Source organism: Bacillus sp. EU52 (genome assembly GCF_037964975.1).
GTDB classification, from domain to species: domain Bacteria; phylum Bacillota; class Bacilli; order Bacillales; family Bacillaceae; genus Bacillus; species Bacillus subtilis.
The window spans coordinates 2,737,895-2,758,346 of record NZ_CP150177.1 but is presented as its reverse complement, the minus strand read 5'-3'; the positions used below and the strand labels follow the sequence as shown (position 1 = coordinate 2,758,346).

The window sequence follows — 20,452 nt, the reverse complement described above, 5'->3', positions numbered from 1 at the left end:
TGTTGTCCTTTTAAATAAGATCTGATAAAATGTGAACTAATTTCATAGTTAGATCGTGTTATATGGTGAAGATAGAGGTGCGAACTTCAAGAGTATGCCTTTGGAGAAAGATGGATTCTGTGAAAAAGGCTGAAAGGGGAGCGTCGCCGAAGCAAATAAAACCCCATCGGTATTATTTGCTGGCCGTGCATTGAATAAATGTAAGGCTGTCAAGAAATCATTTTCTTGGAGGGCTATCTCGTTGTTCATAATCATTTATGATGATTAATTGATAAGCAATGAGAGTATTCCTCTCATTGCTTTTTTTATTGTGGACAAAGCGCTCTTTCTCCTCACCCGCACGAACCAAAATGTAAAGGGTGGTAATACATGGGTCTTATTGTACAAAAATTCGGAGGCACTTCCGTCGGCTCAGTCGAAAAAATTCAAAATGCGGCAAACCGCGCAATTGCAGAAAAACAGAAAGGCCATCAAGTCGTTGTCGTCGTTTCAGCAATGGGAAAATCCACTGACGAATTGGTCAGCCTTGCAAAAGCTATTTCTGACCAGCCGAGCAAACGCGAAATGGATATGCTGCTGGCGACAGGCGAGCAGGTCACGATTTCACTCCTTTCAATGGCATTGCAGGAAAAAGGCTATGACGCTGTGTCTTATACTGGCTGGCAGGCGGGAATCCGTACGGAGGCCATTCACGGAAACGCCAGAATTACAGATATCGACACTTCTGTTTTAGCAGACCAGCTTGAAAAAGGAAAAATTGTCATTGTTGCAGGATTCCAAGGCATGACAGAGGATTGTGAAATTACGACATTGGGCCGGGGCGGTTCAGATACAACAGCAGTTGCTTTGGCTGCCGCTTTAAAAGCTGATAAATGTGACATATACACAGACGTGCCAGGCGTGTTTACAACCGATCCGCGCTATGTGAAATCAGCGAGAAAACTTGAGGGCATCTCATACGATGAAATGCTTGAGCTTGCCAATTTAGGCGCCGGTGTTCTTCATCCGAGAGCAGTTGAGTTCGCGAAAAATTACCAAGTGCCGTTAGAAGTGCGTTCAAGTACAGAAACCGAAGCGGGAACATTAATTGAGGAGGAATCATCCATGGAACAGAATTTAATTGTCAGAGGCATTGCATTTGAAGATCAAATCACAAGAGTAACCATTTACGGGCTGACTAGCGGCCTGACAACTTTGTCTACTATTTTTACAACACTTGCCAAAAGAAACATAAACGTGGATATCATTATCCAAACGCAGGCCGAGGACAAGACTGGAATTTCCTTCTCTGTCAAAACAGAAGATGCAGACCAAACCGTTGCGGTGCTTGAAGAGTATAAAGACGCGCTGGAATTTGAGAAAATCGAGACAGAAAGCAAATTGGCTAAAGTATCTATTGTTGGATCCGGCATGGTCTCAAATCCCGGTGTAGCGGCTGAAATGTTTGCTGTACTGGCGCAAAAAAACATTTTAATCAAAATGGTCAGCACATCTGAAATCAAAGTGTCAACAGTCGTAAGCGAAAATGACATGGTGAAAGCAGTCGAGTCGCTTCACGATGCATTTGAGCTTTCAAAACACCCTTCAGCTGTGTAATGACAATCAAAAAGGCGGGACTATGCAGTCACCGCCTTTTTGATTACACTGGGTCTTTCATATCCCATTTCACAGTCAGAACCACTTTATCGGCTCTCTTTTTCACTTGTTCATATGATTCGGCAATCTGATCATTCATCAATTGAATTTGTTCAGCGATAAAACCAGCCTCCAGCTGAAAGCAAGGTTCTTTCTGATGTTTAAGCCGGTTGGAAATGATCGGCCCTTCAAGTTCAAATTCAAGCTCCTGTTTTTTAGCGCTTACGTTGGTGAGGGTTCCCCAGCCCGCTTCTTCAAAGAAGGCCGGAAATTCCTCCCATGATTCAAGAGGAAACTTACGGGCGAGATGTTTTCCTGCCCAATACATCATGGAAGAGTAATCTTGGCCAAGCATATCTGGGAGAACGATCTCTCGTATTAGTTCGTAGGCATAGGCGTTCATTTCAATTTCTTTTAGGTTGTCAATAGATGCTTCAAATTTAGACTTCATATCTGTCTCCCCTCTCTCCTGCGTATATTATAGCTTAAACAGGGGGGAGGATTACAGAATGATCCTGTAATTCTTATGAAAAATTAAGCAAGAAATATATATTGATAAAATAAAATTTTTCAATCAACTAATCAATTCGGAAAATTATAATTTATGTACGCGTTTTCTTGACGCCCTTTTGAGGGAGGAGTAAAATGAAATTGTCAATAAATCTTAATAAAGTGCTTACAATTGAAAGAAGTGGGGGAAGAGATTTAGCACATTTCGCACTTATCAAACAGGGGGTAAAGTAATGTCTGGGAACAGAGAGTTTTATTTTCGAAGATTGCATTCCTTGCTTGGCGTCATACCGGTCGGCATCTTTCTTATTCAGCATTTAGTCGTCAACCAGTTTGCCGCAAGGGGCGCTGAAGCATTCAATAGCGCTGCTCATTTTATGGATAGCCTGCCTTTCAGGTATGCCTTGGAAATTTTTATTATCTTCTTACCATTAATTTATCATGCAGTTTATGGTGTGTACATAGCGTTTACTGCGAAAAATAACGCAGGCCAATACAGCTACATGAGAAACTGGCTATTCGTCCTGCAGCGTGTAACCGGTATCATCACCCTCATTTTTGTCAGCTGGCACGTGTGGGAAACCCGCATTGCCGCACAAATGGGCGCTGAGGTCAATTTCGACATGATGGCGAATATTTTGAGCTCTCCGGCTATGCTTGGTTTTTACATTGTCGGTGTTTTATCAACAATTTTCCACTTCTCGAACGGTTTATGGTCTTTCGCTGTTACTTGGGGCATCACGGTAACGCCTCGTTCTCAAAGAATTTCGACATACGTTACGCTGATTATTTTTGTTGCACTGTCATACGTAGGCTTAAAAGCGATTTTTGCATTTGTTTAAGAGTACTAGATTACTAGAGGGAGAGGGGCTATCATGAGTCAATCAAGCATTATCGTAGTCGGCGGGGGTCTTGCCGGCCTCATGGCGACAATTAAAGCAGCGGAATCAGGAATGGCGGTTAAGTTGTTTTCCATCGTTCCTGTCAAACGTTCTCATTCGGTTTGTGCGCAAGGCGGCATAAACGGAGCGGTCAATACAAAAGGGGAAGGTGACTCTCCGTGGGAACATTTTGATGACACGGTATACGGGGGAGACTTTCTTGCCAACCAGCCGCCGGTCAAGGCGATGTGTGAAGCGGCGCCTTCGATCATCCACTTATTAGACCGGATGGGCGTCATGTTTAACCGGACGCCTGAAGGCCTGCTTGATTTCCGACGATTCGGGGGTACACAGCACCACAGAACTGCTTATGCTGGTGCGACGACGGGACAGCAGCTGCTTTACGCACTGGACGAGCAAGTGCGCAGATACGAAGTTGCGGGTCTGGTCACAAAATACGAAGGCTGGGAATTCCTTGGCGCTGTTTTAGATGATGACAGAACCTGCCGCGGAATTGTTGCACAAAACCTGACAAACATGCAAATTGAATCCTTCCGTTCAGACGCTGTCATTATGGCGACGGGCGGACCGGGAATCATCTTTGGAAAATCAACGAACTCCATGATTAATACAGGATCTGCTGCATCAATCGTTTATCAGCAGGGAGCGTATTATGCAAACGGAGAATTCATTCAAATCCACCCGACAGCCATACCGGGCGATGACAAATTAAGACTGATGAGTGAATCAGCGCGTGGTGAAGGCGGGCGCGTGTGGACATATAAAGACGGCAAACCATGGTATTTCCTGGAGGAAAAATATCCGGCATACGGAAACCTGGTGCCGCGTGATATTGCGACACGCGAAATATTTGATGTGTGTGTGAACCAGAAGCTCGGCATTAACGGTGAAAACATGGTATATCTCGATCTGTCTCATAAAGATCCGAAAGAGCTTGATATTAAGCTTGGCGGCATCATTGAGATTTATGAGAAATTCATGGGAGACGACCCGCGTAAGCTCCCAATGAAAATCTTCCCGGCGGTCCATTATTCTATGGGCGGTTTATGGGTAGATTACGATCAAATGACAAACATCCCTGGACTGTTTGCGGCTGGGGAATGTGATTATTCTATGCACGGCGGCAACCGCTTGGGAGCGAACTCCCTGCTGTCTGCGATTTACGGAGGCATGGTGGCCGGTCCGAATGCGGTGAAATATGTAAACGGCTTAGAATCTTCAGCGGAAGACATGTCTTCATCTTTATTCGACGCTCACGTTAAGAAAGAAGAAGAAAAATGGGCTGATATTATGAGTATGGACGGAACCGAAAATGCCTATGTTCTTCACAAAGAGCTCGGTGAGTGGATGACGGCGAACGTAACGGTTGTCCGCCATAATGACAAGCTTTTGAAAACGGATGACAAAATTCAGGAGTTAATGGAGCGCTTCAAAAAGATCAACATCAATGACACGACAAAATGGAGCAACCAGGGAGCGATGTTCACACGCCAGTTCTCGAACATGCTTCAGCTTGCGAGGGTGATTACCCTTGGCGCATACAACCGTAATGAAAGCCGGGGCGCCCATTATAAACCGGATTATCCTGAACGTAATGATGACGAATGGCTCAAAACAACAATGGCTAAACATGTAAGCCCGTATGAAGCGCCGGAATTTGAGTATCAGGATGTCGATGTATCACTGATAACGCCTCGGAAACGGGATTACTCGAAGAAGAAGGTGGCGAAATAATCATGAGTGAACAAAAAACCATACGATTTATTATCACACGTCAAGATACAGCCGACAGCACGCCTTACGATGAAGAATTTGAGATTCCATACCGCCCGAATCTGAACGTCATTTCCGCTCTGATGGAAATCCGCCGGAATCCGGTTAATGTCAAAGGTGAGAAGACAACCCCTGTCACATGGGATATGAACTGTCTTGAGGAAGTATGCGGCGCATGTTCAATGGTCATAAACGGAAAGCCCCGCCAGTCTTGCACGGCGCTTATCGACCAGCTTGAACAGCCGATCCGTTTAAAACCAATGAAAACATTCCCAGTCGTTCGTGATTTGCAGGTTGATCGCAGCAGAATGTTTGATTCATTGAAAAAAGTAAAAGCGTGGATACCGATTGACGGTACGTACGATTTAGGACCGGGGCCGAGAATGCCGGAAAAACGCCGTCAATGGGCATATGAATTATCAAAATGCATGACATGCGGCGTCTGCCTCGAAGCTTGCCCGAATGTGAACAGCAAATCGAAGTTCATGGGGCCTGCACCGATGTCGCAAGTCCGCCTGTTTAACGCGCATCCGACAGGCGCCATGAATAAATCTGAACGATTAGAAGCATTAATGGATGAAGGCGGCCTTGCAGATTGCGGCAACTCGCAAAACTGTGTTCAATCCTGTCCGAAGGGGATTCCGCTTACCACTTCGATTGCAGCCTTGAATAGAGATACAAACTTACAAGCGTTCCGCAATTTCTTCGGAAGCGACAGAGTATAAGAAGAAAAAACCTCTTCCGCATGGGAGAGGTTTTTTTAAACAATAAGGAGATGAAAAAAGATGAAGCTTCCCGCTTATATTGATATGCCGTTTCAAGAATGGAAAACATCCTTTTCTTTTTTCAATGAGGTATCCGTAAGATTTTCCGAGACAGACATGTTTGGGCATATGAATAATGTAACCCCTTTTATATATTTTGAGGAGGCGCGGATTTCTTATTTTAAAAAGCTGAATATGATGAGTGAAAACAAACAGACCATGACAGTCGTGGCAAGCCAGCAATGCGATTATTTGCGCCAAGTCATGCCTTATGAAGAGTTGCGCATCTATGTGAAAACAAGCGCAGTCGGCAGTTCATCTCTTACCTTGCACTATCTCGGAGAGAACCTCGAAGGCGAACCCTGCTTCACCGGGGCAGTCGTGATGGTTCAAGTCTCAAAGGAAAGCGGCAAGGCTGTCAGCTGGACGGAGGAGGAGAAAGAAACGCTTCTTCATACACGATAAACTAATTATCTTGTAAACGTCACCTCCTGCGCCCTTCTTACATATGATATCTCGACTATATCAAAACCCATTCGTTTCTGATTCGCTCTCACCTTAGCAAGGAGGGTTACAATACTTGAAGGAGAAAGAATTTCAATCGAAGCCGCTGCTAACGAAAAGAGAAAGAGAAGTGTTCGAATTGCTCGTTCAAGATAAGACAACAAAGGAGATTGCAAGCGAGCTATTTATCAGTGAGAAAACCGTTCGAAACCATATTTCAAATGCCATGCAGAAATTGGGTGTGAAAGGGCGTTCGCAAGCCGTTGTTGAGCTTCTTAGAATGGGTGAGCTAGAGCTTTAATCCTTGCCGGTATTCCTTCTTTTGGAAGGAGCCGGTTATTGCTGTTTGTTTGGAACATTCGAAACCATATTTGGAATGCTGTGCAAAACGTAGGCAAGTCATAAATTAAATTTCATTTCTTGATGTTGTTTGACTAAAGTCCTCTATTTCTCTCCTGCGAGTCTTGCATTTTCTTCAAAAAAGAAGGAAAATAGACACGGAACGCTTTTGTGCGTAAGAGATCCTTGAGTGAGGGATGGACAAATGACATCAAAACCTTTGGAGCATGTTGCGGATATTGAAAAGTCACTCCGCCACATTGCCGCGATCATTAAGCAAAAAGGACGAGAAATCCTTAATCAATATGCGATTACGCCGCCGCAATTTGTCGGCTTGCAATGGCTTTATGAATTAGGAGATATGACAATCGGTGAATTATCGGGCAAAATGTATCTGGCATGCAGCACGACAACGGACTTAATCGACCGCATGCAAAAAAATGAGCTTGTTGAGCGGGTCAAGGACCCGGCGGACAGACGTGTTGTCCGGATACATCTGCTGCCTGAAGGAGAACGGATTATCCAAGAGGTCATTACAAAAAGACAGGAATATCTGCGTGATATGTTCGAATCGTTTACAGATGAAGAAATAGCCATCTTCGAAAAATCTTTGATGAAACTGCAGCATGAAATGAAGAGAAAATGAGGCGATTTTGTTGGAACAACCAATAGGAGTCATTGATTCCGGGGTTGGCGGTTTAACCGTTGCGAAGGAAATCATGAGACAGCTACCTAAAGAAAATATTATCTACGTCGGGGATACGAAACGGTGTCCTTATGGGCCGCGCCCTGAAGAAGAGGTGCTTCAATATACGTGGGAGCTGACGAATTATTTACTCGAAAACCACCACATCAAAATGCTCGTGATCGCCTGTAACACAGCAACAGCGATCGCATTGGATGACATCCAGCGAAGCGTCGGTATACCGGTGGTCGGAGTGATCCAGCCTGGTGCGAGAGCAGCGATAAAAGTGACGGATAATCAGCATATCGGTGTCATCGGCACAGAGAATACGATTAAGAGCAATGCGTACGAAGAAGCGCTTTTGGCATTAAATCCTGATCTGAGAGTTGAAAACCTTGCCTGCCCGCTACTTGTGCCTTTTGTGGAAAGCGGGAAGTTTCTCGACAAAACAGCAGACGAGATTGTCAAAACCTCGCTGTATCCGCTAAAAGACACATCGATTGATTCGCTGATTTTAGGCTGCACCCACTATCCCATTTTGAAAGAAGCCATTCAAAGATATATGGGAGAACACGTTAACATTATTTCGTCCGGCGATGAAACAGCCCGGGAAGTCAGCACGATTCTCTCGTATAAAGGGCTGCTGAACCAGTCTGCGAATGCCCCTGATCATCAGTTCTTGACAACAGGAGCGCGTGATCAGTTTGCGAAAATCGCAGACGATTGGTTTGGCCATGAGGTGGGCCATGTGGAATGCATCTCACTGCAAGAACCGATTAGAAGATAGTTTTCCCCGCAACGGTATGTTGCGGGTTTTTTTCTGTTTTGCCGGAATTCTTCGGTCTATTTCCTAAAGAGGCTCGTATACATAATAGTACAAACATCCTTAGGAGGGAAAAGTATGCTGAAAAAAGGACCTGCAGTCATTGGTGCCACTTGTCTCACCTCTGCCTTGCTTTTATCCGGATGCGGTTTGTTTCAATCTGATAAGGCAGCCGAGGAAATTGATCCGCCTCAAGACGTTACATTCGTGAACGATGAAGCGGGTGCCAATTCAAATACAACAGCAGCCAAAAAAACAGAAAGTGAAAAAAGCGATACCGCAAAAGCGGATCAAGCCTCATCTACTGTTATGAGGGAGCTTTATCTCATTGATAAAAACGGGTATGTTGTTGCGCAAACGCTGCCTCTCCCTAAAAGTGAGAGCACGGCTAAGCAGGCGCTTGAATACCTCGTACAGGGCGGGCCTGTGTCTGAAATTCTTCCGAATGGCTTCAGAGCTGTATTGCCGGCTGACACCACCGTTAACGTTGACATCAAAAAAGATGGAACCGCGATAGCTGATTTCTCTAATGAGTTCAAAAATTATAAGAAAGAAGACGAACAGAAAATCGTTCAGTCTGTGACGTGGACGCTGACGCAATTTAGTTCGATAGATAAAGTGAAGCTGAGAATAAACGGGCATGAACTGAAGGAGATGCCTGTAGGAGGGACGCCGATCTCAGATGATTTAAGCCGCAAAGACGGCATTAATTTGGAGACAGCCGGTGTAAATGATCTCACTGCTACCCATCCGCTGACAGTCTACTACTTGGCGGAAAACGAAGACAGTGAATACTACGTGCCGGTGACCAAACGAATCGACAATTCGGAAAAAGACGACATCACGGCAGCCATCAATGAATTGGCTAAAGGGCCAAGCAAGGTGAGCGGGCTGTTAACAGACTTCAGTGAAGATATAAAGCTTGTCAGCAAACCGAAAATCAAAGACGGGCGCGTGACGTTGGATTTCAATCAATCTATATTCGGCAGCGCCGATGAGAAGACGAAAATGATTTCTTCAGAAGTGCTGAACAGCATTGTGCTGACGTTAACGGAGCAGCCGGATGTAAAAAGCGTCTCTGTTAAAGTGAACGGAAAATCAGAGCTTGTAAATGAAAAAGGCGAAAAGCTCACAGAACCGGTCTCCAGACCATCTCAAGTGAATACGGGTAGTTTTTAAATTGGGATTTTTGATATACTAGAAAGAAAGAGGTTAGCGTTCCGGCTGCCTCTTTCTTTATTCAATTCCGGGACAAAAATGGTTTATGTACATACAATCGGAGGTAAAACATGAGACATGACGGAAGACAACACGATGAGCTGCGTCCAATCACATTCGATCTGGATTTTATCAGCCATCCGGAAGGTTCTGTTCTAATAACAGCGGGAAATACTAAGGTAATCTGCAACGCGTCTGTTGAGGACCGCGTACCGCCGTTTTTGCGGGGCGGAGGGAAAGGCTGGATTACAGCAGAGTACAGCATGCTGCCGCGGGCAACAAACCAAAGAACAATCAGAGAATCTTCTAAGGGGAAAATTTCCGGCAGAACAATGGAGATCCAACGCCTGATCGGCCGCGCGCTTCGAGCTGTTGTAGATCTGGAAAAGCTCGGTGAACGGACGATTTGGATTGACTGTGATGTCATTCAAGCTGATGGAGGAACTAGAACAGCTTCCATTACAGGCGCATTTCTTGCTATGGCGATTGCGATTGGCAAGCTGATCAAAGCAGGAACAATCAAGACAAATCCGATCACTGATTTTCTTGCTGCAATCTCTGTTGGAATTGATAAGGAACAGGGAATTTTGTTAGATTTAAATTATGAAGAAGATTCCTCCGCTGAAGTTGACATGAATGTCATCATGACAGGCAGCGGCCGTTTTGTGGAACTGCAGGGAACCGGGGAAGAGGCGACTTTTTCAAGAGAGGATCTGAACGGTCTTCTGGGTCTTGCGGAAAAAGGAATTCAAGAGCTGATTGACAAGCAAAAAGAAGTGCTGGGTGATTCTCTGCCAGAACTGAAATAAAGACAGAAAGGCTTGATCATCATGAAAGAAGCAATTATTGCAACACATAATCCGGGAAAAGTGAAGGAATTCAAAGAAATTCTTGAGCCAAGAGGCTATGATGTCAAATCTTTAGCTGAAATTGGATTCACAGAAGAAATTGAAGAAACAGGCCATACATTTGAAGAAAATGCCATTCTGAAAGCGGAAGCTGTTGCCAAAGCAGTGAACAAAATGGTGATTGCGGACGACTCCGGTCTATCCATCGATAATCTTGGCGGCAGACCCGGGGTTTATTCAGCCCGCTATGCAGGGGAACAGAAAGACGACCAGGCAAATATCGAAAAAGTGCTCAGCGAGCTGAAAGGTATCGAAAAAGAACAGCGCACCGCCCGTTTCCGCTGCGCACTGGCCGTGAGTATTCCCGGAGAGGAAACAAAAACAGTCGAAGGCCATGTTGAAGGGTATATTGCTGAAGAACCGAGAGGAGAATATGGCTTTGGCTATGACCCAATTTTTATCGTGAAAGATAAAGATAAGACAATGGCTGAACTGACAAGTGATGAAAAAAATAAAATCAGCCATAGGGCTGACGCGCTTAAAAAGCTGTCTAAGCTTTTGGAGGCATAAGGAGGAAGCTTGTACATGAACGTGCTGATTATCAGTGACAGCCATGGGCTTGAAGAAGAACTCCAAACCATTGCGAAACGGCATGAGGCAGAAGTTGATCTCATGATTCATTGCGGGGACTCTGAGCTTGAAACGAGGCATCCTGCATTGGAGCCTTATGCGGTTGTAAAAGGCAATTGCGATTTTGCCGGCGATTTTAAGGACGAGCTTCTTCTGACTGCCGGCTCAAGAAAAATACTGGTCACACACGGCCACCTTCACGGTATAAAACAGACCTTGTTAAACGTATACTATCGTGCAGAGGAGCTCGGAGCGGATGTTATCTGCTTCGGGCATTCGCACATCGCGGGCAGCGAAGTGCTGCGCGAAAAACTGATGATTAACCCAGGCAGCATCCGGCTTCCGAGGGTGCGCAGGACAGAAAGCTATGCTATACTGACATTAGAAAATGATGCTGCGACAGTCCGTTTTTACGACCAAGCAGGCAATGAAATTAAGGATCTGCAAAATCGAGTCACACTATGAAAATGTCATGAGGAAGAAAATTTTCTTCCTCATGAAAAAAATTCTAAAAAACCGTTGACTTATTGTTGCATCCCATATATAATAAATCTTGTCGCTGATAGTTAAAACAAAAAACAAAACGTGTCCCAGTAGCTCAGCTGGATAGAGCAACGGCCTTCTAAGCCGTCGGTCGGGAGTTCGAATCTCTCCTGGGACGTACCAAAAGAAAAACCTCAAATCCTAAATGGATTTGAGGTTTTTGTTGTCGTCTTATGATTTTCATTTGTTATTTAACGGATCATCATCCAAGCCGTCAACTTTTCCTTCTTTATTCAGACGAGGTTCTTCTTTTTTCACAGTTTCAGAAATATGTTCATTTTCTTCAACAGTGCGTTTGCCGACAACCACTTCATCAGTGACAACCGGTTTTTTAGTCACTTCCAGCTTTTCCTCAACGATTGGAACTCTGATCTCTTCCGAATCGTTGACGGGAGCAGCGTCCGTTTTATTTTCATCCACTGGACGGCGTTCGACATAAATTTCATCATGTCTCACCGGAATGTCCATATCTCTTTTTTCTGTTTTCACTTCTTTTCCTATTTCTACTTCGCCGGTTTGAACGTCTTCCTTATCGACCTTCAGCTGTTCTTCCCGGAGCGGCATCGTTTTTTCTTCTTTCGTTGTATAATCCAATTCATTTGTGCTTGAAAAGCCGCCTGAAAGGGCATTGCCGTTATCAATAGGAGCATTTACATCAGCATCTGTATCGACGGCTACCAGAAGTTTTCCGTCATCCAAATCTTCTTGATACTTGTCTATTTCATCAGTTTTAATATCCAAGTCGGATAATGCTTTGCTGTGTGTAGAAGTATCATCCATTGTGAAATAATCTTTCAGTTTATCGAAAAAAGATTCAGATTCGTCCTGATGTGCATCGATGGCTTGATTGACTTCTGTTCCTGTACGTGACTCCAAATAATCTGTATCTCGCCGGCTTGTCACAACAGAAATGTCATCAGAATCATAGCCTTTTGTGAGTAAGCCTTCAATCGCTGCGATGGTTTCCTGCGGAGTTTCATATACACCAACTATGCTTTTCATATCAATCTCCTCCTTTATGAATTTGCATGATATCGTTCATGTCGTTTGTAATTCCCGCTGTTCTTTGAATTAAACAAAATTGAAAACATTCGAGTTTTTTAGAGAAAATTTTAATTGGAATTTCCTGAAAAATGAATATACAGGAAAAGATATGAAAAAATTCATAGTCATGCCGATATTTGTTATGTGAAACAATTAAATAAAGGAGTGTTTTCTTTTGAAAAAATGGTTCGTTGTTTTTTTCTTATTTGTTATTGCGCTGTTTCAATCGCTCCAAACAGTTAGCGCGGAAACAGTTGAATGGAAAGAAAGAGCAGATTTGCCTGAGCCGCGTGTCGGCGCAAGCAGCGGTGTAGTAGATGGAAAGATATATGTGATAGGTGGCGGGACTGTAAAACCAGGTACTTATGGGAATCAAACGTTTGTCTATGATCCTAAAACAAATGAATGGACAAGAAAAGCCGACATGCCCACAGAGAGGGGAGGTGCTGCAACTGTTACAGTTGACGGTAAAATTTATGTCATGGGTGGAAGGTCAAACGATGGAGTTGTCAAGACAGTAGAAGTTTATGATCCAAAAAAAGATACATGGGAAAAATTAGATGATCTTCCCTTTGGAAATAATAAAGTTCCAGCTTATAAGATTTATGCAGAAGCTATAGGAAAGAAAATATATGTTGTGGCCTATGAAAATTCTAGATATGCAACGACTTACAGTTACGATCTCGAAACGAAAAAATGGGAGAAAAAACAGAATTTAAATTATGAAGTAACAGGAGCTTCTACTGCAGTAATTGATAATAAACTATATATTCTTGGCGGAACGCATTATATTCCCCAAATCGTTTATGTTTATGATCCAGAAAAAGACACATGGGCAGAAAATGGTAAAGGATTCACAGCAGGATATTATTCTGCGCTTGCTTATAAAGGGAAAATTTTGATGACTGGAGGTGTAAACCGAATTAAGGTGTACGATCCTAAAAGTCAATCAGTTACAGCAGTGACAAATCCGAAAGCGCTATACAGAATGGCGCATTCTTCTGCCATTATTGATGATACACTTTACGTAATTGGTGGAAGAGAAGAAAACTCCAGTTTTGGTGGAAGTTTTGGTGATAATGCAAATGCTAAAATTAAATCAGTTATATCTATTTCGCTAAAGGATTTAAACATACCATCCGATTCAGAGGAAACTCCGGGAGATAAGGATAAAGGATCAACAACACCTTCTGAAGGCAATTCAGGAGATAAGGACAAAGGATCAACAACACCTTCTGAGGATAACTCAGCAGAAGACGGAGACGCCCTTCTTGTTGTCACCATGGTAAACGGTTTGCAAAAAGAATATCAGCTGTCTATGAAAGAAGTGAATGGATTCCTCAAATGGTACAAGCAGCGTGATGCCGGAGAGGGACCAGGCTTTTATGAAATAGATGAGCATGACAACAACAAAGGGCCTTTTGAGAGTAAAAAGGATTATGTTGTGTTTAAAAATATTTTGATGTACGAAGTAAATAAATATAAATAAACCATCCATCCAAAAACCATCCAATGCAATGTTGGATGGTTTTTGTTGACTTACTCTATTAAACTTTAGAAGGGAAAACGGTAAGAGATAGACAGACCTTCCCCTGCACTTATCTATCCTTATAAAATCGTCTCACAATTCCTTCGTCATAAACACACTGGTTGGATCTTCACTGTAGTCTGCAAACGGTTCACAGTACTGAAAATCGAAGCTTTCATACAACTTTCTTGCCGGATCAAATGAAGCCATTGAACCCGTTTCTAAGCTTAACCGCTCATAGCCTCGCTTCTCGGCTTCTTCAATGATGTGCTGGAGAACTTGTTTGGCAACGCCTTTTCTTAAATGTGATGCAGATGTTCGCATTGATTTGATTTCTCCATGCCGGGTGTCCAGTTCTTTTAGCGCTCCGCAGCCAGCTAGTTCATCACCTTCCCATGCGCTCCAAAATGTTATTTCAGGCCCTCTTAGTTTTTCTAAACCTAAGGCATGAATGCTTTCTGGCGGGGACATAAGCGTCATGCTATGTAAATGCTCATTCACAAGTGAGGCCACCTGACGTCCAGTTAAATCGTCTATTTTTATATGCAATTTTATTCCTCCTCGAAAACTTACGGGTTGTGCAGAATATCGTTCAATTCATCTTAATCATATTCCATCCTGTTTCCAAATATAAAGACAGAAAATGTGACTGTATTTGTGAAGTCGTTTTAAAACAATAAAAGGACCGCAATATATGTTCGGCCCTTGTGGTCTTCTTTAATATCTAAAGCCTCCGTGTACGCCTGGCGCCCCGCTGAATCCGCCGGCATGTATCGCTGGAGCACTTAAGCTGCCGCCATGGCCGCTAAAGCCTGCACCTGAAAATTGCTGTCCGTAAAATCCTGAAGCGTATGGGAATGAGGAGTACATTCCAGAGGGAGTGGTTAACGGGCTGTATGCCTGACTGAACGGCTGTCCGTATCCGTAGCCTCCAAATGGCTGCTGGCTTTGCTGGTAAAAGGGAGGGACAGCAGGATAGTACTGCTGCGGAAAGCTCGGGAAGCTTGGGAAGCCTGCAGGGAATCCTTGCATGTCTGCTAATGATTTATTCATCGTATCACCTTTTCTTTGCAAGATACCATTAATGTATGCCGGGGAATAATAGGGGTGCCTATCCGAAATTGAAATGGATTGCAAGATGATCTGTCAGACTCAATCCATATACGAACCATAGCGTGTTATAAAATCTTACATGTTTATATAAAATTAAATAATTCTGGTGTACTCTTGATAGATTAATAAAAAAATTATAAAAACTTTTAACATTTGCAATTCCTTTTGTATCAATAATGAAAGCGTATACAATATAGTTTGATTAATCGAAATTGTCTAATAATTTTAAAAAATGCTGTTGACACTGCGTCCAAAGCGGCGTAATATGAGTTCAACAAAAGATAAACGCAAGCTTCACAAGCGAAAATCATCGCAGTATGATTCTAAAAAAATGAAAAACAAACGACCTTCTTGAACAGCTGGAAAGCCGTTCCGAAGGCTGAATATGAAAAGCGCAGATGAGGATAAGTAGCCTTGAAAAAGCTTTCCACAGAGAACCGGGTTAGCTGAGAACCGGCGAAGCTTTACAAGGTGAACTCGCCTCAGAGTGCCAGTCTGAAATGACAGTAGGACTTGGCCGGGTGAACTTGATTCACTCGTTACTAAAGCGGATAGAAATATCCATGAGACGGCCGATTAACAGGCCGTAAACAAGGGTGGTACCGCGGAAAGAAAAGCCTTTTCGCCCCTTTTAGCTATCGCAGTTACTGCGCGGCTGATTGTGGGCGGAAGGGCTTTTTTTATTGAATAATCAGCTATCTAGCTAATGAAAAGATGATCTTTAAAGGATGAAAATCCAAAAGGAGGAACTAAAATGGGGACTAATGTACAGGTGGATTCAGCATCTGCCGAATGTACACAGACGATGAGCGGAGCATTAATGCTGATTGAATCATTAAAAAAAGAGAAAGTAGAAATGATCTTCGGTTATCCGGGCGGGGCTGTGCTTCCGATTTACGATAAGCTATACAATTCAGGGTTGGTACATATCCTTCCCCGTCACGAACAAGGCGCAATTCATGCAGCGGAGGGATACGCAAGAGTCTCCGGAAAACCGGGTGTCGTCATTGCCACGTCAGGGCCGGGAGCGACAAACCTTGTTACAGGCCTTGCTGATGCCATGATTGATTCATTGCCGTTAGTTGTCTTTACAGGGCAGGTAGCAACCTCTGTAATCGGGAGCGATGCATTTCAGGAAGCGGACATTTTAGGGATTACGATGCCAGTGACAAAACACAGCTACCAGGTTCGCCAGCCGGAAGATCTGCCGCGCATCATTAAAGAAGCGTTCCATATTGCAACAACTGGAAGACCCGGACCTGTATTGATTGATATTCCGAAAGATGTAGCAACGATTGAAGGAGAATTCAGCTACGATCATGAGATGAATCTCCCGGGATACCAGCCGACAACAGAGCCGAATTATTTGCAGATCCGCAAGCTTGTGGAAGCCGTGAGCAGTGCGAAAAAACCGGTGATCCTGGCGGGTGCGGGCGTACTGCACGGAAAAGCGTCAGAAGAATTAAAAAATTATGCTGAACAGCAGCAAATCCCTGTGGTACACACCCTTTTGGGGCTCGGAGGCTTCCCGGCTGACCATCCGCTTTTCCTAGGGATGGCGGGAATGCACGGTACTTATACAGCCAATATGGCCCTTCATGAATGTGATCTATTAATCAGTATCGGCGCCCGTTTTGATGACCGTGTCACAGGAAACCTGAAACACTTTGCCAGAAACGCAAAGATAGCCCACATCGATATTGATCCAGCTGAAATCGGAAAAATCATGAAAACACAGATTCCTGTAGTCGGAGACAGCAAAATTGTCCTGCAGGAGCTGATCAAACAAGACGGCAAACAAAGCGATTCAAGCGAATGGAAAAAACAGCTCGCAGAATGGAAAGAAGAGTATCCGCTCTGGTATGTAGATAATGAAGAAGAAGGTTTTAAACCTCAGAAATTGATTGAATATATTCATCAATTTACAAAAGGAGAGGCCATTGTCGCAACGGATGTAGGCCAGCATCAAATGTGGTCAGCGCAATTTTATCCGTTCCAAAAAGCAGATAAATGGGTCACGTCAGGCGGACTTGGAACGATGGGATTCGGTCTTCCGGCGGCGATCGGCGCACAGCTGGCCGAAAAAGATGCTACTGTTGTCGCGGTTGTCGGAGACGGCGGGTTCCAAATGACGCTTCAAGAACTCGATGTTATTCGCGAATTAAATCTTCCGGTCAAGGTAGTGATTTTAAATAACGCTTGTCTCGGAATGGTCAGACAGTGGCAGGAAATTTTCTATGAAGAACGTTATTCAGAATCTAAATTCGCTTCTCAGCCTGACTTCGTCAAATTGTCCGAAGCATACGGCATTAAAGGCATCAGAATTTCATCAGAAGCGGAAGCAAAGGAAAAGCTGGAAGAGGCATTAACATCAAGAGAACCTGTTGTCATTGACGTGCGGGTTGCCAGCGAAGAAAAAGTATTCCCGATGGTGGCTCCGGGGAAAGGGCTGCATGAAATGGTGGGGGTGAAACCTTGAAAAGAATTATCACATTGACTGTGGTGAACCGCTCCGGGGTGTTAAACCGGATCACCGGTCTATTCACAAAAAGGCATTACAACATTGAAAGCATTACAGTTGGACACACAGAAACAGCCGGCGTTTCCAGAATCACCTTCGTCGTTCACGTTGAAGGAGAAAATGATGTTGAACAGTTAACGAAACAGCTCAACAAACAGATTGATGTGCTGAAAGTCACGGACATCACAAATCAATCGATTGTCCAGAGGGAGCTGGCCTTAATCAAGGTTGTCTCCGCACCTTCAACGAGAACAGAGATTAATGGAATCATAGAACCGTTTAGAGCCTCTGTCGTTGATGTCAGCAGAGACAGCATCGTTGTTCAGGTGACGGGTGAATCTAACAAAATTGAAGCGCTTATTGAATTATTAAAACCTTATGGCATTAAAGAAATCGCGAGAACAGGTACAACGGCTTTTGCGAGGGGAACCCAGCAAAAGGCGTCATCCAATAAAACAATATCTATTGTATAAAACATAACAAGGGAGAGATTAAAATGGTAAAAGTATATTATAACGGTGATATCAAAGAGAACGTATTGGCTGGAAAAACAGTAGCGGTTATCGGGTACGGTTCGCAAGGCCACGCACATGCCCTGAACCTTAAAGAAAGCGGAGTAGACGTGATCGTCGGTGTTAGACAAGGAAAATCTTTCACTCAAGCCCAAGAAGACGGACATAAAGTATTTTCAGTAAAAGAAGCGGCAGCCCAAGCCGAAATCATCATGGTTCTGCTTCCGGATGAGCAGCAGCAAAAAGTATACGAAGCTGAAATCAAAGATGAATTGACAGCAGGAAAATCATTAGTATTCGCTCATGGATTTAACGTGCATTTCCATCAAATTGTTCCTCCGGCGGATGTAGATGTATTCTTAGTGGCCCCTAAAGGCCCGGGACACTTGGTAAGAAGAACATATGAGCAAGGAGCTGGCGTACCGGCATTGTTCGCAATCTATCAAGATGTGACTGGAGAAGCAAGAGACAAAGCCCTCGCTTATGCTAAAGGAATCGGCGGCGCAAGAGCGGGCGTATTAGAAACGACATTTAAAGAAGAAACAGAAACAGATTTGTTCGGTGAGCAAGCAGTTCTTTGCGGCGGATTAAGCGCGCTTGTCAAAGCCGGATTTGAAACATTAACTGAAGCAGGTTATCAGCCTGAACTTGCATACTTCGAGTGTCTTCATGAGCTGAAATTAATCGTAGACCTTATGTACGAAGAAGGACTTGCAGGAATGAGATATTCAATCTCTGACACAGCACAGTGGGGAGATTTCGTATCAGGTCCTCGCGTTGTGGACGCTAAAGTAAAAGAATCTATGAAAGAAGTATTAAAAGATATCCAAAACGGTACATTCGCAAAAGAGTGGATCGTCGAAAACCAAGTAAACCGTCCTCGTTTCAACGCTATCAATGCAAGCGAGAACGAACATCAAATCGAAGTAGTGGGAAGAAAGCTTCGTGAAATGATGCCGTTTGTGAAACAAGGCAAGAAGAAGGAAGCGGTGGTCTCCGTTGCGCAAAATTAATTTTTTCGATACGACGCTTCGTGATGGTGAACAGTCCCCTGGAGTGAACTTGAATACACAGGAGAAACTTGCCATAGCTAAGCAGCTCGAAAGACTCGGGGCAGATATCATTGAAGCGGGATTTCCCGCTTCGTCCCGAGGTGACTTTTTAGCTGTTCAGGAAATCGCAAGAACCATTAAAAATTGTTCAGTAACTGGTCTGGCCCGTTGTGTAAAAGGTGATATTGATGCTGCTTGGGAAGCGTTAAAAGAAGGTGCTCATCCGAGAATACATGTTTTTATCGCCACATCGGACATTCATTTGAAGCACAAGCTGAAAATGACACGTGAGCAAGTCATTGAAAGAGCGGTTGAAATGGTGAAATACGCAAAAGAACGTTTTCCGATTGTGCAATGGTCAGCTGAAGATGCCTGCCGCACTGAACTGCCGTTTCTAGCAGAAATCGTCGAGAAAGTGATTGACGCAGGCGCCAGTGTTATCAATCTTCCGGACACTGTCGGCTACCTGGCCCCGGCGGAATACGGAAATATCTTTAAATACATGAAAGAAAACGTTCCGAACATTCACAAAGCAAAGCTTTCAGCCCACTGTCATGATGATTTGGGAATGGCAGTCGCAAACTCTCTTGCTGCGATTGAAAATGGCGCTGATCAAATCGAATGCGCTGTGAACGGGATCGGTGAAAGAGCCGGAAACGCGGCATTAGAGGAAATTGCCGTAGCCCTCCATACCAGAAAAGATTTCTACCAAGTCGAAACAGGTATTAGACTGAACGAGATTAAGAGAACAAGTGATTTAGTAAGCAAACTGACAGGCATGGCTGTCCCGCGCAACAAAGCGGTTGTTGGAGATAATGCATTTGCTCATGAATCAGGCATCCATCAGGACGGCTTTTTAAAGGAAAAATCGACTTATGAAATTATTTCACCGGAGCTTGTCGGCGTAACCGCAGATGCGCTTGTCCTAGGTAAACATTCCGGACGCCACGCATTTAAAGACCGGCTGACTGCTTTAGGATTCCAATTTGACAGTGAAGAGATTAATAAATTCTTTACGATGTTCAAAGAGTTGACTGAGAAGAAAAAAGAAATCACTGATGAGGATCTTGTTTCTCTTATTTTAGAAGAAAAAGTAACAGATCGCAAGATTGGGTATGAATTTCTTTCTCTGCAAGTACATTACGGAACAAGTCAGGTCCCTACGGCTACTCTATCTTTGAAAAATCAAGAAAACGCAGAGCTTATTCAGGAAGCTGCAACTGGAGCTGGAAGCGTGGAAGCAATCTACAATACGCTTGAGCGCTGCATCGATAAGGACGTGGAGCTCTTAGACTACCGCATTCAGTCTAACAGAAAAGGCGAAGATGCATTTGCCCAGGTGTATGTAAGAGTTTTGGTGAACGGAAAAGAATCAGCAGGGCGGGGCATAGCGCAAGACGTATTAGAAGCATCAGCGAAAGCCTATTTGAACGCAGTCAACCGTCAATTGGTTTTCCAGTCGAATATGAGCGGATTGAAAAACCACACAGCTGTCGGATCATAAAAGA

The 20,452-nt window shown here is 43.9% G+C and carries 21 protein-coding genes, 1 tRNA gene, 1 riboswitch and 1 other annotated feature; of the genes, 18 read left to right on the top strand and 4 right to left on the bottom strand.

Annotated features, from left to right (window positions below):
* Positions 1-64 precede the first annotated feature (64 nt).
* Positions 65-244, top strand: a riboswitch (Lysine riboswitch).
* A gap of 125 nt (positions 245-369) precedes the next feature.
* Entirely contained in the window at positions 370-1,596 is a 1,227-nt protein-coding gene (locus NSU05_RS14215) for an aspartate kinase (protein ID WP_003229564.1), read from the top strand.
* A 43-nt stretch (positions 1,597-1,639) separates the two neighbouring features.
* Here the strand turns inward: NSU05_RS14215 and NSU05_RS14210 are convergent, their stop codons facing one another.
* On the bottom strand, positions 1,640-2,086 hold the full coding sequence (locus NSU05_RS14210; protein WP_003222508.1) for a YslB family protein: 447 nt from the start codon (positions 2,084-2,086) through the stop codon (positions 1,640-1,642).
* A gap of 292 nt (positions 2,087-2,378) precedes the next feature.
* On the opposite strand from NSU05_RS14210, the gene sdhC reads away from it, so the two are divergent.
* From sdhC to NSU05_RS14150, 12 genes are all read left to right on the top strand, one after another.
* Positions 2,379-2,987 (top strand): succinate dehydrogenase cytochrome B558, encoded by a 609-nt coding sequence (gene sdhC, locus NSU05_RS14205; protein ID WP_003222512.1) that lies wholly within the window; start codon positions 2,379-2,381, stop codon positions 2,985-2,987.
* 33 nt (positions 2,988-3,020) lie between these two features.
* A complete protein-coding gene (gene sdhA, locus NSU05_RS14200; RefSeq protein ID WP_003229567.1) occupies positions 3,021-4,781 on the top strand; it encodes a succinate dehydrogenase flavoprotein subunit in 1,761 nt (586 codons plus the stop codon).
* 2 nt (positions 4,782-4,783) lie between these two features.
* Complete coding sequence (gene sdhB / locus NSU05_RS14195; protein WP_003229569.1) at positions 4,784-5,545, top strand: succinate dehydrogenase iron-sulfur subunit; 762 nt, start codon at positions 4,784-4,786, stop codon at positions 5,543-5,545.
* 60 nt (positions 5,546-5,605) lie between these two features.
* On the top strand, positions 5,606-6,049 hold the full coding sequence (locus tag NSU05_RS14190) for a thioesterase family protein (protein WP_038429418.1): 444 nt from the start codon (positions 5,606-5,608) through the stop codon (positions 6,047-6,049).
* Between the two features lie 115 nt (positions 6,050-6,164).
* Positions 6,165-6,389: a spore germination transcription factor GerE gene (gene gerE, locus NSU05_RS14185; RefSeq protein WP_003184172.1), complete on the top strand. Its 225-nt coding sequence runs from the start codon at positions 6,165-6,167 to the stop codon at positions 6,387-6,389.
* A 243-nt stretch (positions 6,390-6,632) separates the two neighbouring features.
* A complete protein-coding gene (locus tag NSU05_RS14180) occupies positions 6,633-7,073 on the top strand; it encodes a MarR family transcriptional regulator (RefSeq protein ID WP_003229573.1) in 441 nt (146 codons plus the stop codon).
* A gap of 7 nt (positions 7,074-7,080) precedes the next feature.
* Entirely contained in the window at positions 7,081-7,899 is an 819-nt protein-coding gene (gene racE, locus NSU05_RS14175) for a glutamate racemase (RefSeq protein ID WP_080529637.1), read from the top strand.
* Positions 7,900-8,013: 114 nt separating this feature from the next.
* On the top strand, positions 8,014-9,114 hold the full coding sequence (gene gerM, locus NSU05_RS14170) for a spore germination protein GerM (protein ID WP_038429416.1): 1,101 nt from the start codon (positions 8,014-8,016) through the stop codon (positions 9,112-9,114).
* Positions 9,115-9,224: 110 nt separating this feature from the next.
* The gene (rph, locus tag NSU05_RS14165; RefSeq protein WP_003246039.1) at positions 9,225-9,962 is read left to right on the top strand and encodes a ribonuclease PH; all 738 of its coding nucleotides are present in this window, start codon (positions 9,225-9,227) and stop codon (positions 9,960-9,962) included.
* Positions 9,963-9,974: 12 nt separating this feature from the next.
* The gene (locus NSU05_RS14160; RefSeq protein ID WP_015251523.1) at positions 9,975-10,571 is read left to right on the top strand and encodes an XTP/dITP diphosphatase; all 597 of its coding nucleotides are present in this window, start codon (positions 9,975-9,977) and stop codon (positions 10,569-10,571) included.
* Between the two features lie 15 nt (positions 10,572-10,586).
* Positions 10,587-11,096: a metallophosphoesterase gene (locus NSU05_RS14155; protein WP_038429415.1), complete on the top strand. Its 510-nt coding sequence runs from the start codon at positions 10,587-10,589 to the stop codon at positions 11,094-11,096.
* A 122-nt stretch (positions 11,097-11,218) separates the two neighbouring features.
* Positions 11,219-11,292: transfer RNA gene (locus NSU05_RS14150), tRNA-Arg, on the top strand.
* 62 nt (positions 11,293-11,354) lie between these two features.
* Here NSU05_RS14150 and NSU05_RS14145 read toward each other — a convergent pair.
* Positions 11,355-12,176 carry a YsnF/AvaK domain-containing protein gene (locus tag NSU05_RS14145; protein ID WP_038429414.1) on the bottom strand — a complete coding sequence of 274 codons (822 nt, stop codon included), beginning with the start codon at positions 12,174-12,176 and terminating at the stop codon, positions 11,355-11,357.
* A 217-nt stretch (positions 12,177-12,393) separates the two neighbouring features.
* On the opposite strand from NSU05_RS14145, the gene NSU05_RS14140 reads away from it, so the two are divergent.
* The gene (locus NSU05_RS14140) at positions 12,394-13,707 is read left to right on the top strand and encodes a DUF1668 domain-containing protein (RefSeq protein WP_038429413.1); all 1,314 of its coding nucleotides are present in this window, start codon (positions 12,394-12,396) and stop codon (positions 13,705-13,707) included.
* A gap of 132 nt (positions 13,708-13,839) precedes the next feature.
* Here NSU05_RS14140 and NSU05_RS14135 read toward each other — a convergent pair whose 3' ends face one another.
* Together NSU05_RS14135 and cotQ are read right to left on the bottom strand one after the other, a co-directional pair.
* Complete coding sequence (locus NSU05_RS14135) at positions 13,840-14,295, bottom strand: GNAT family N-acetyltransferase (protein ID WP_038429412.1); 456 nt, start codon at positions 14,293-14,295, stop codon at positions 13,840-13,842.
* 168 nt (positions 14,296-14,463) lie between these two features.
* Entirely contained in the window at positions 14,464-14,799 is a 336-nt protein-coding gene (gene cotQ / locus NSU05_RS14130; RefSeq protein WP_038429411.1) for an inner spore coat protein CotQ, read from the bottom strand.
* A gap of 446 nt (positions 14,800-15,245) precedes the next feature.
* Positions 15,246-15,492, top strand: a binding site (T-box leader).
* A 121-nt stretch (positions 15,493-15,613) separates the two neighbouring features.
* On the opposite strand from cotQ, the gene ilvB reads away from it, so the two are divergent.
* From ilvB to NSU05_RS14110, 4 genes are read left to right on the top strand one after another with little or no spacing between them, the layout of a single operon-like run.
* Positions 15,614-17,338, top strand: a complete 1,725-nt coding sequence (ilvB, locus tag NSU05_RS14125) for an acetolactate synthase large subunit (RefSeq protein ID WP_029726372.1) — start codon at positions 15,614-15,616, stop codon at positions 17,336-17,338.
* Positions 17,335-17,853, top strand: coding sequence for an acetolactate synthase small subunit (gene ilvN, locus NSU05_RS14120; RefSeq protein ID WP_004399096.1), 519 nt, complete (start codon positions 17,335-17,337; stop codon positions 17,851-17,853). Before ilvB ends, ilvN begins: the two co-directional genes overlap by 4 nt.
* Positions 17,854-17,876: 23 nt before the next feature.
* Positions 17,877-18,905, top strand: a complete 1,029-nt coding sequence (gene ilvC / locus NSU05_RS14115) for a ketol-acid reductoisomerase (protein WP_003222549.1) — start codon at positions 17,877-17,879, stop codon at positions 18,903-18,905.
* Positions 18,892-20,448, top strand: a complete 1,557-nt coding sequence (locus tag NSU05_RS14110; RefSeq protein WP_038429410.1) for a 2-isopropylmalate synthase — start codon at positions 18,892-18,894, stop codon at positions 20,446-20,448. The genes ilvC and NSU05_RS14110 overlap by 14 nt, the downstream gene beginning before the upstream one ends.
* Positions 20,449-20,452 lie beyond the last annotated feature (4 nt).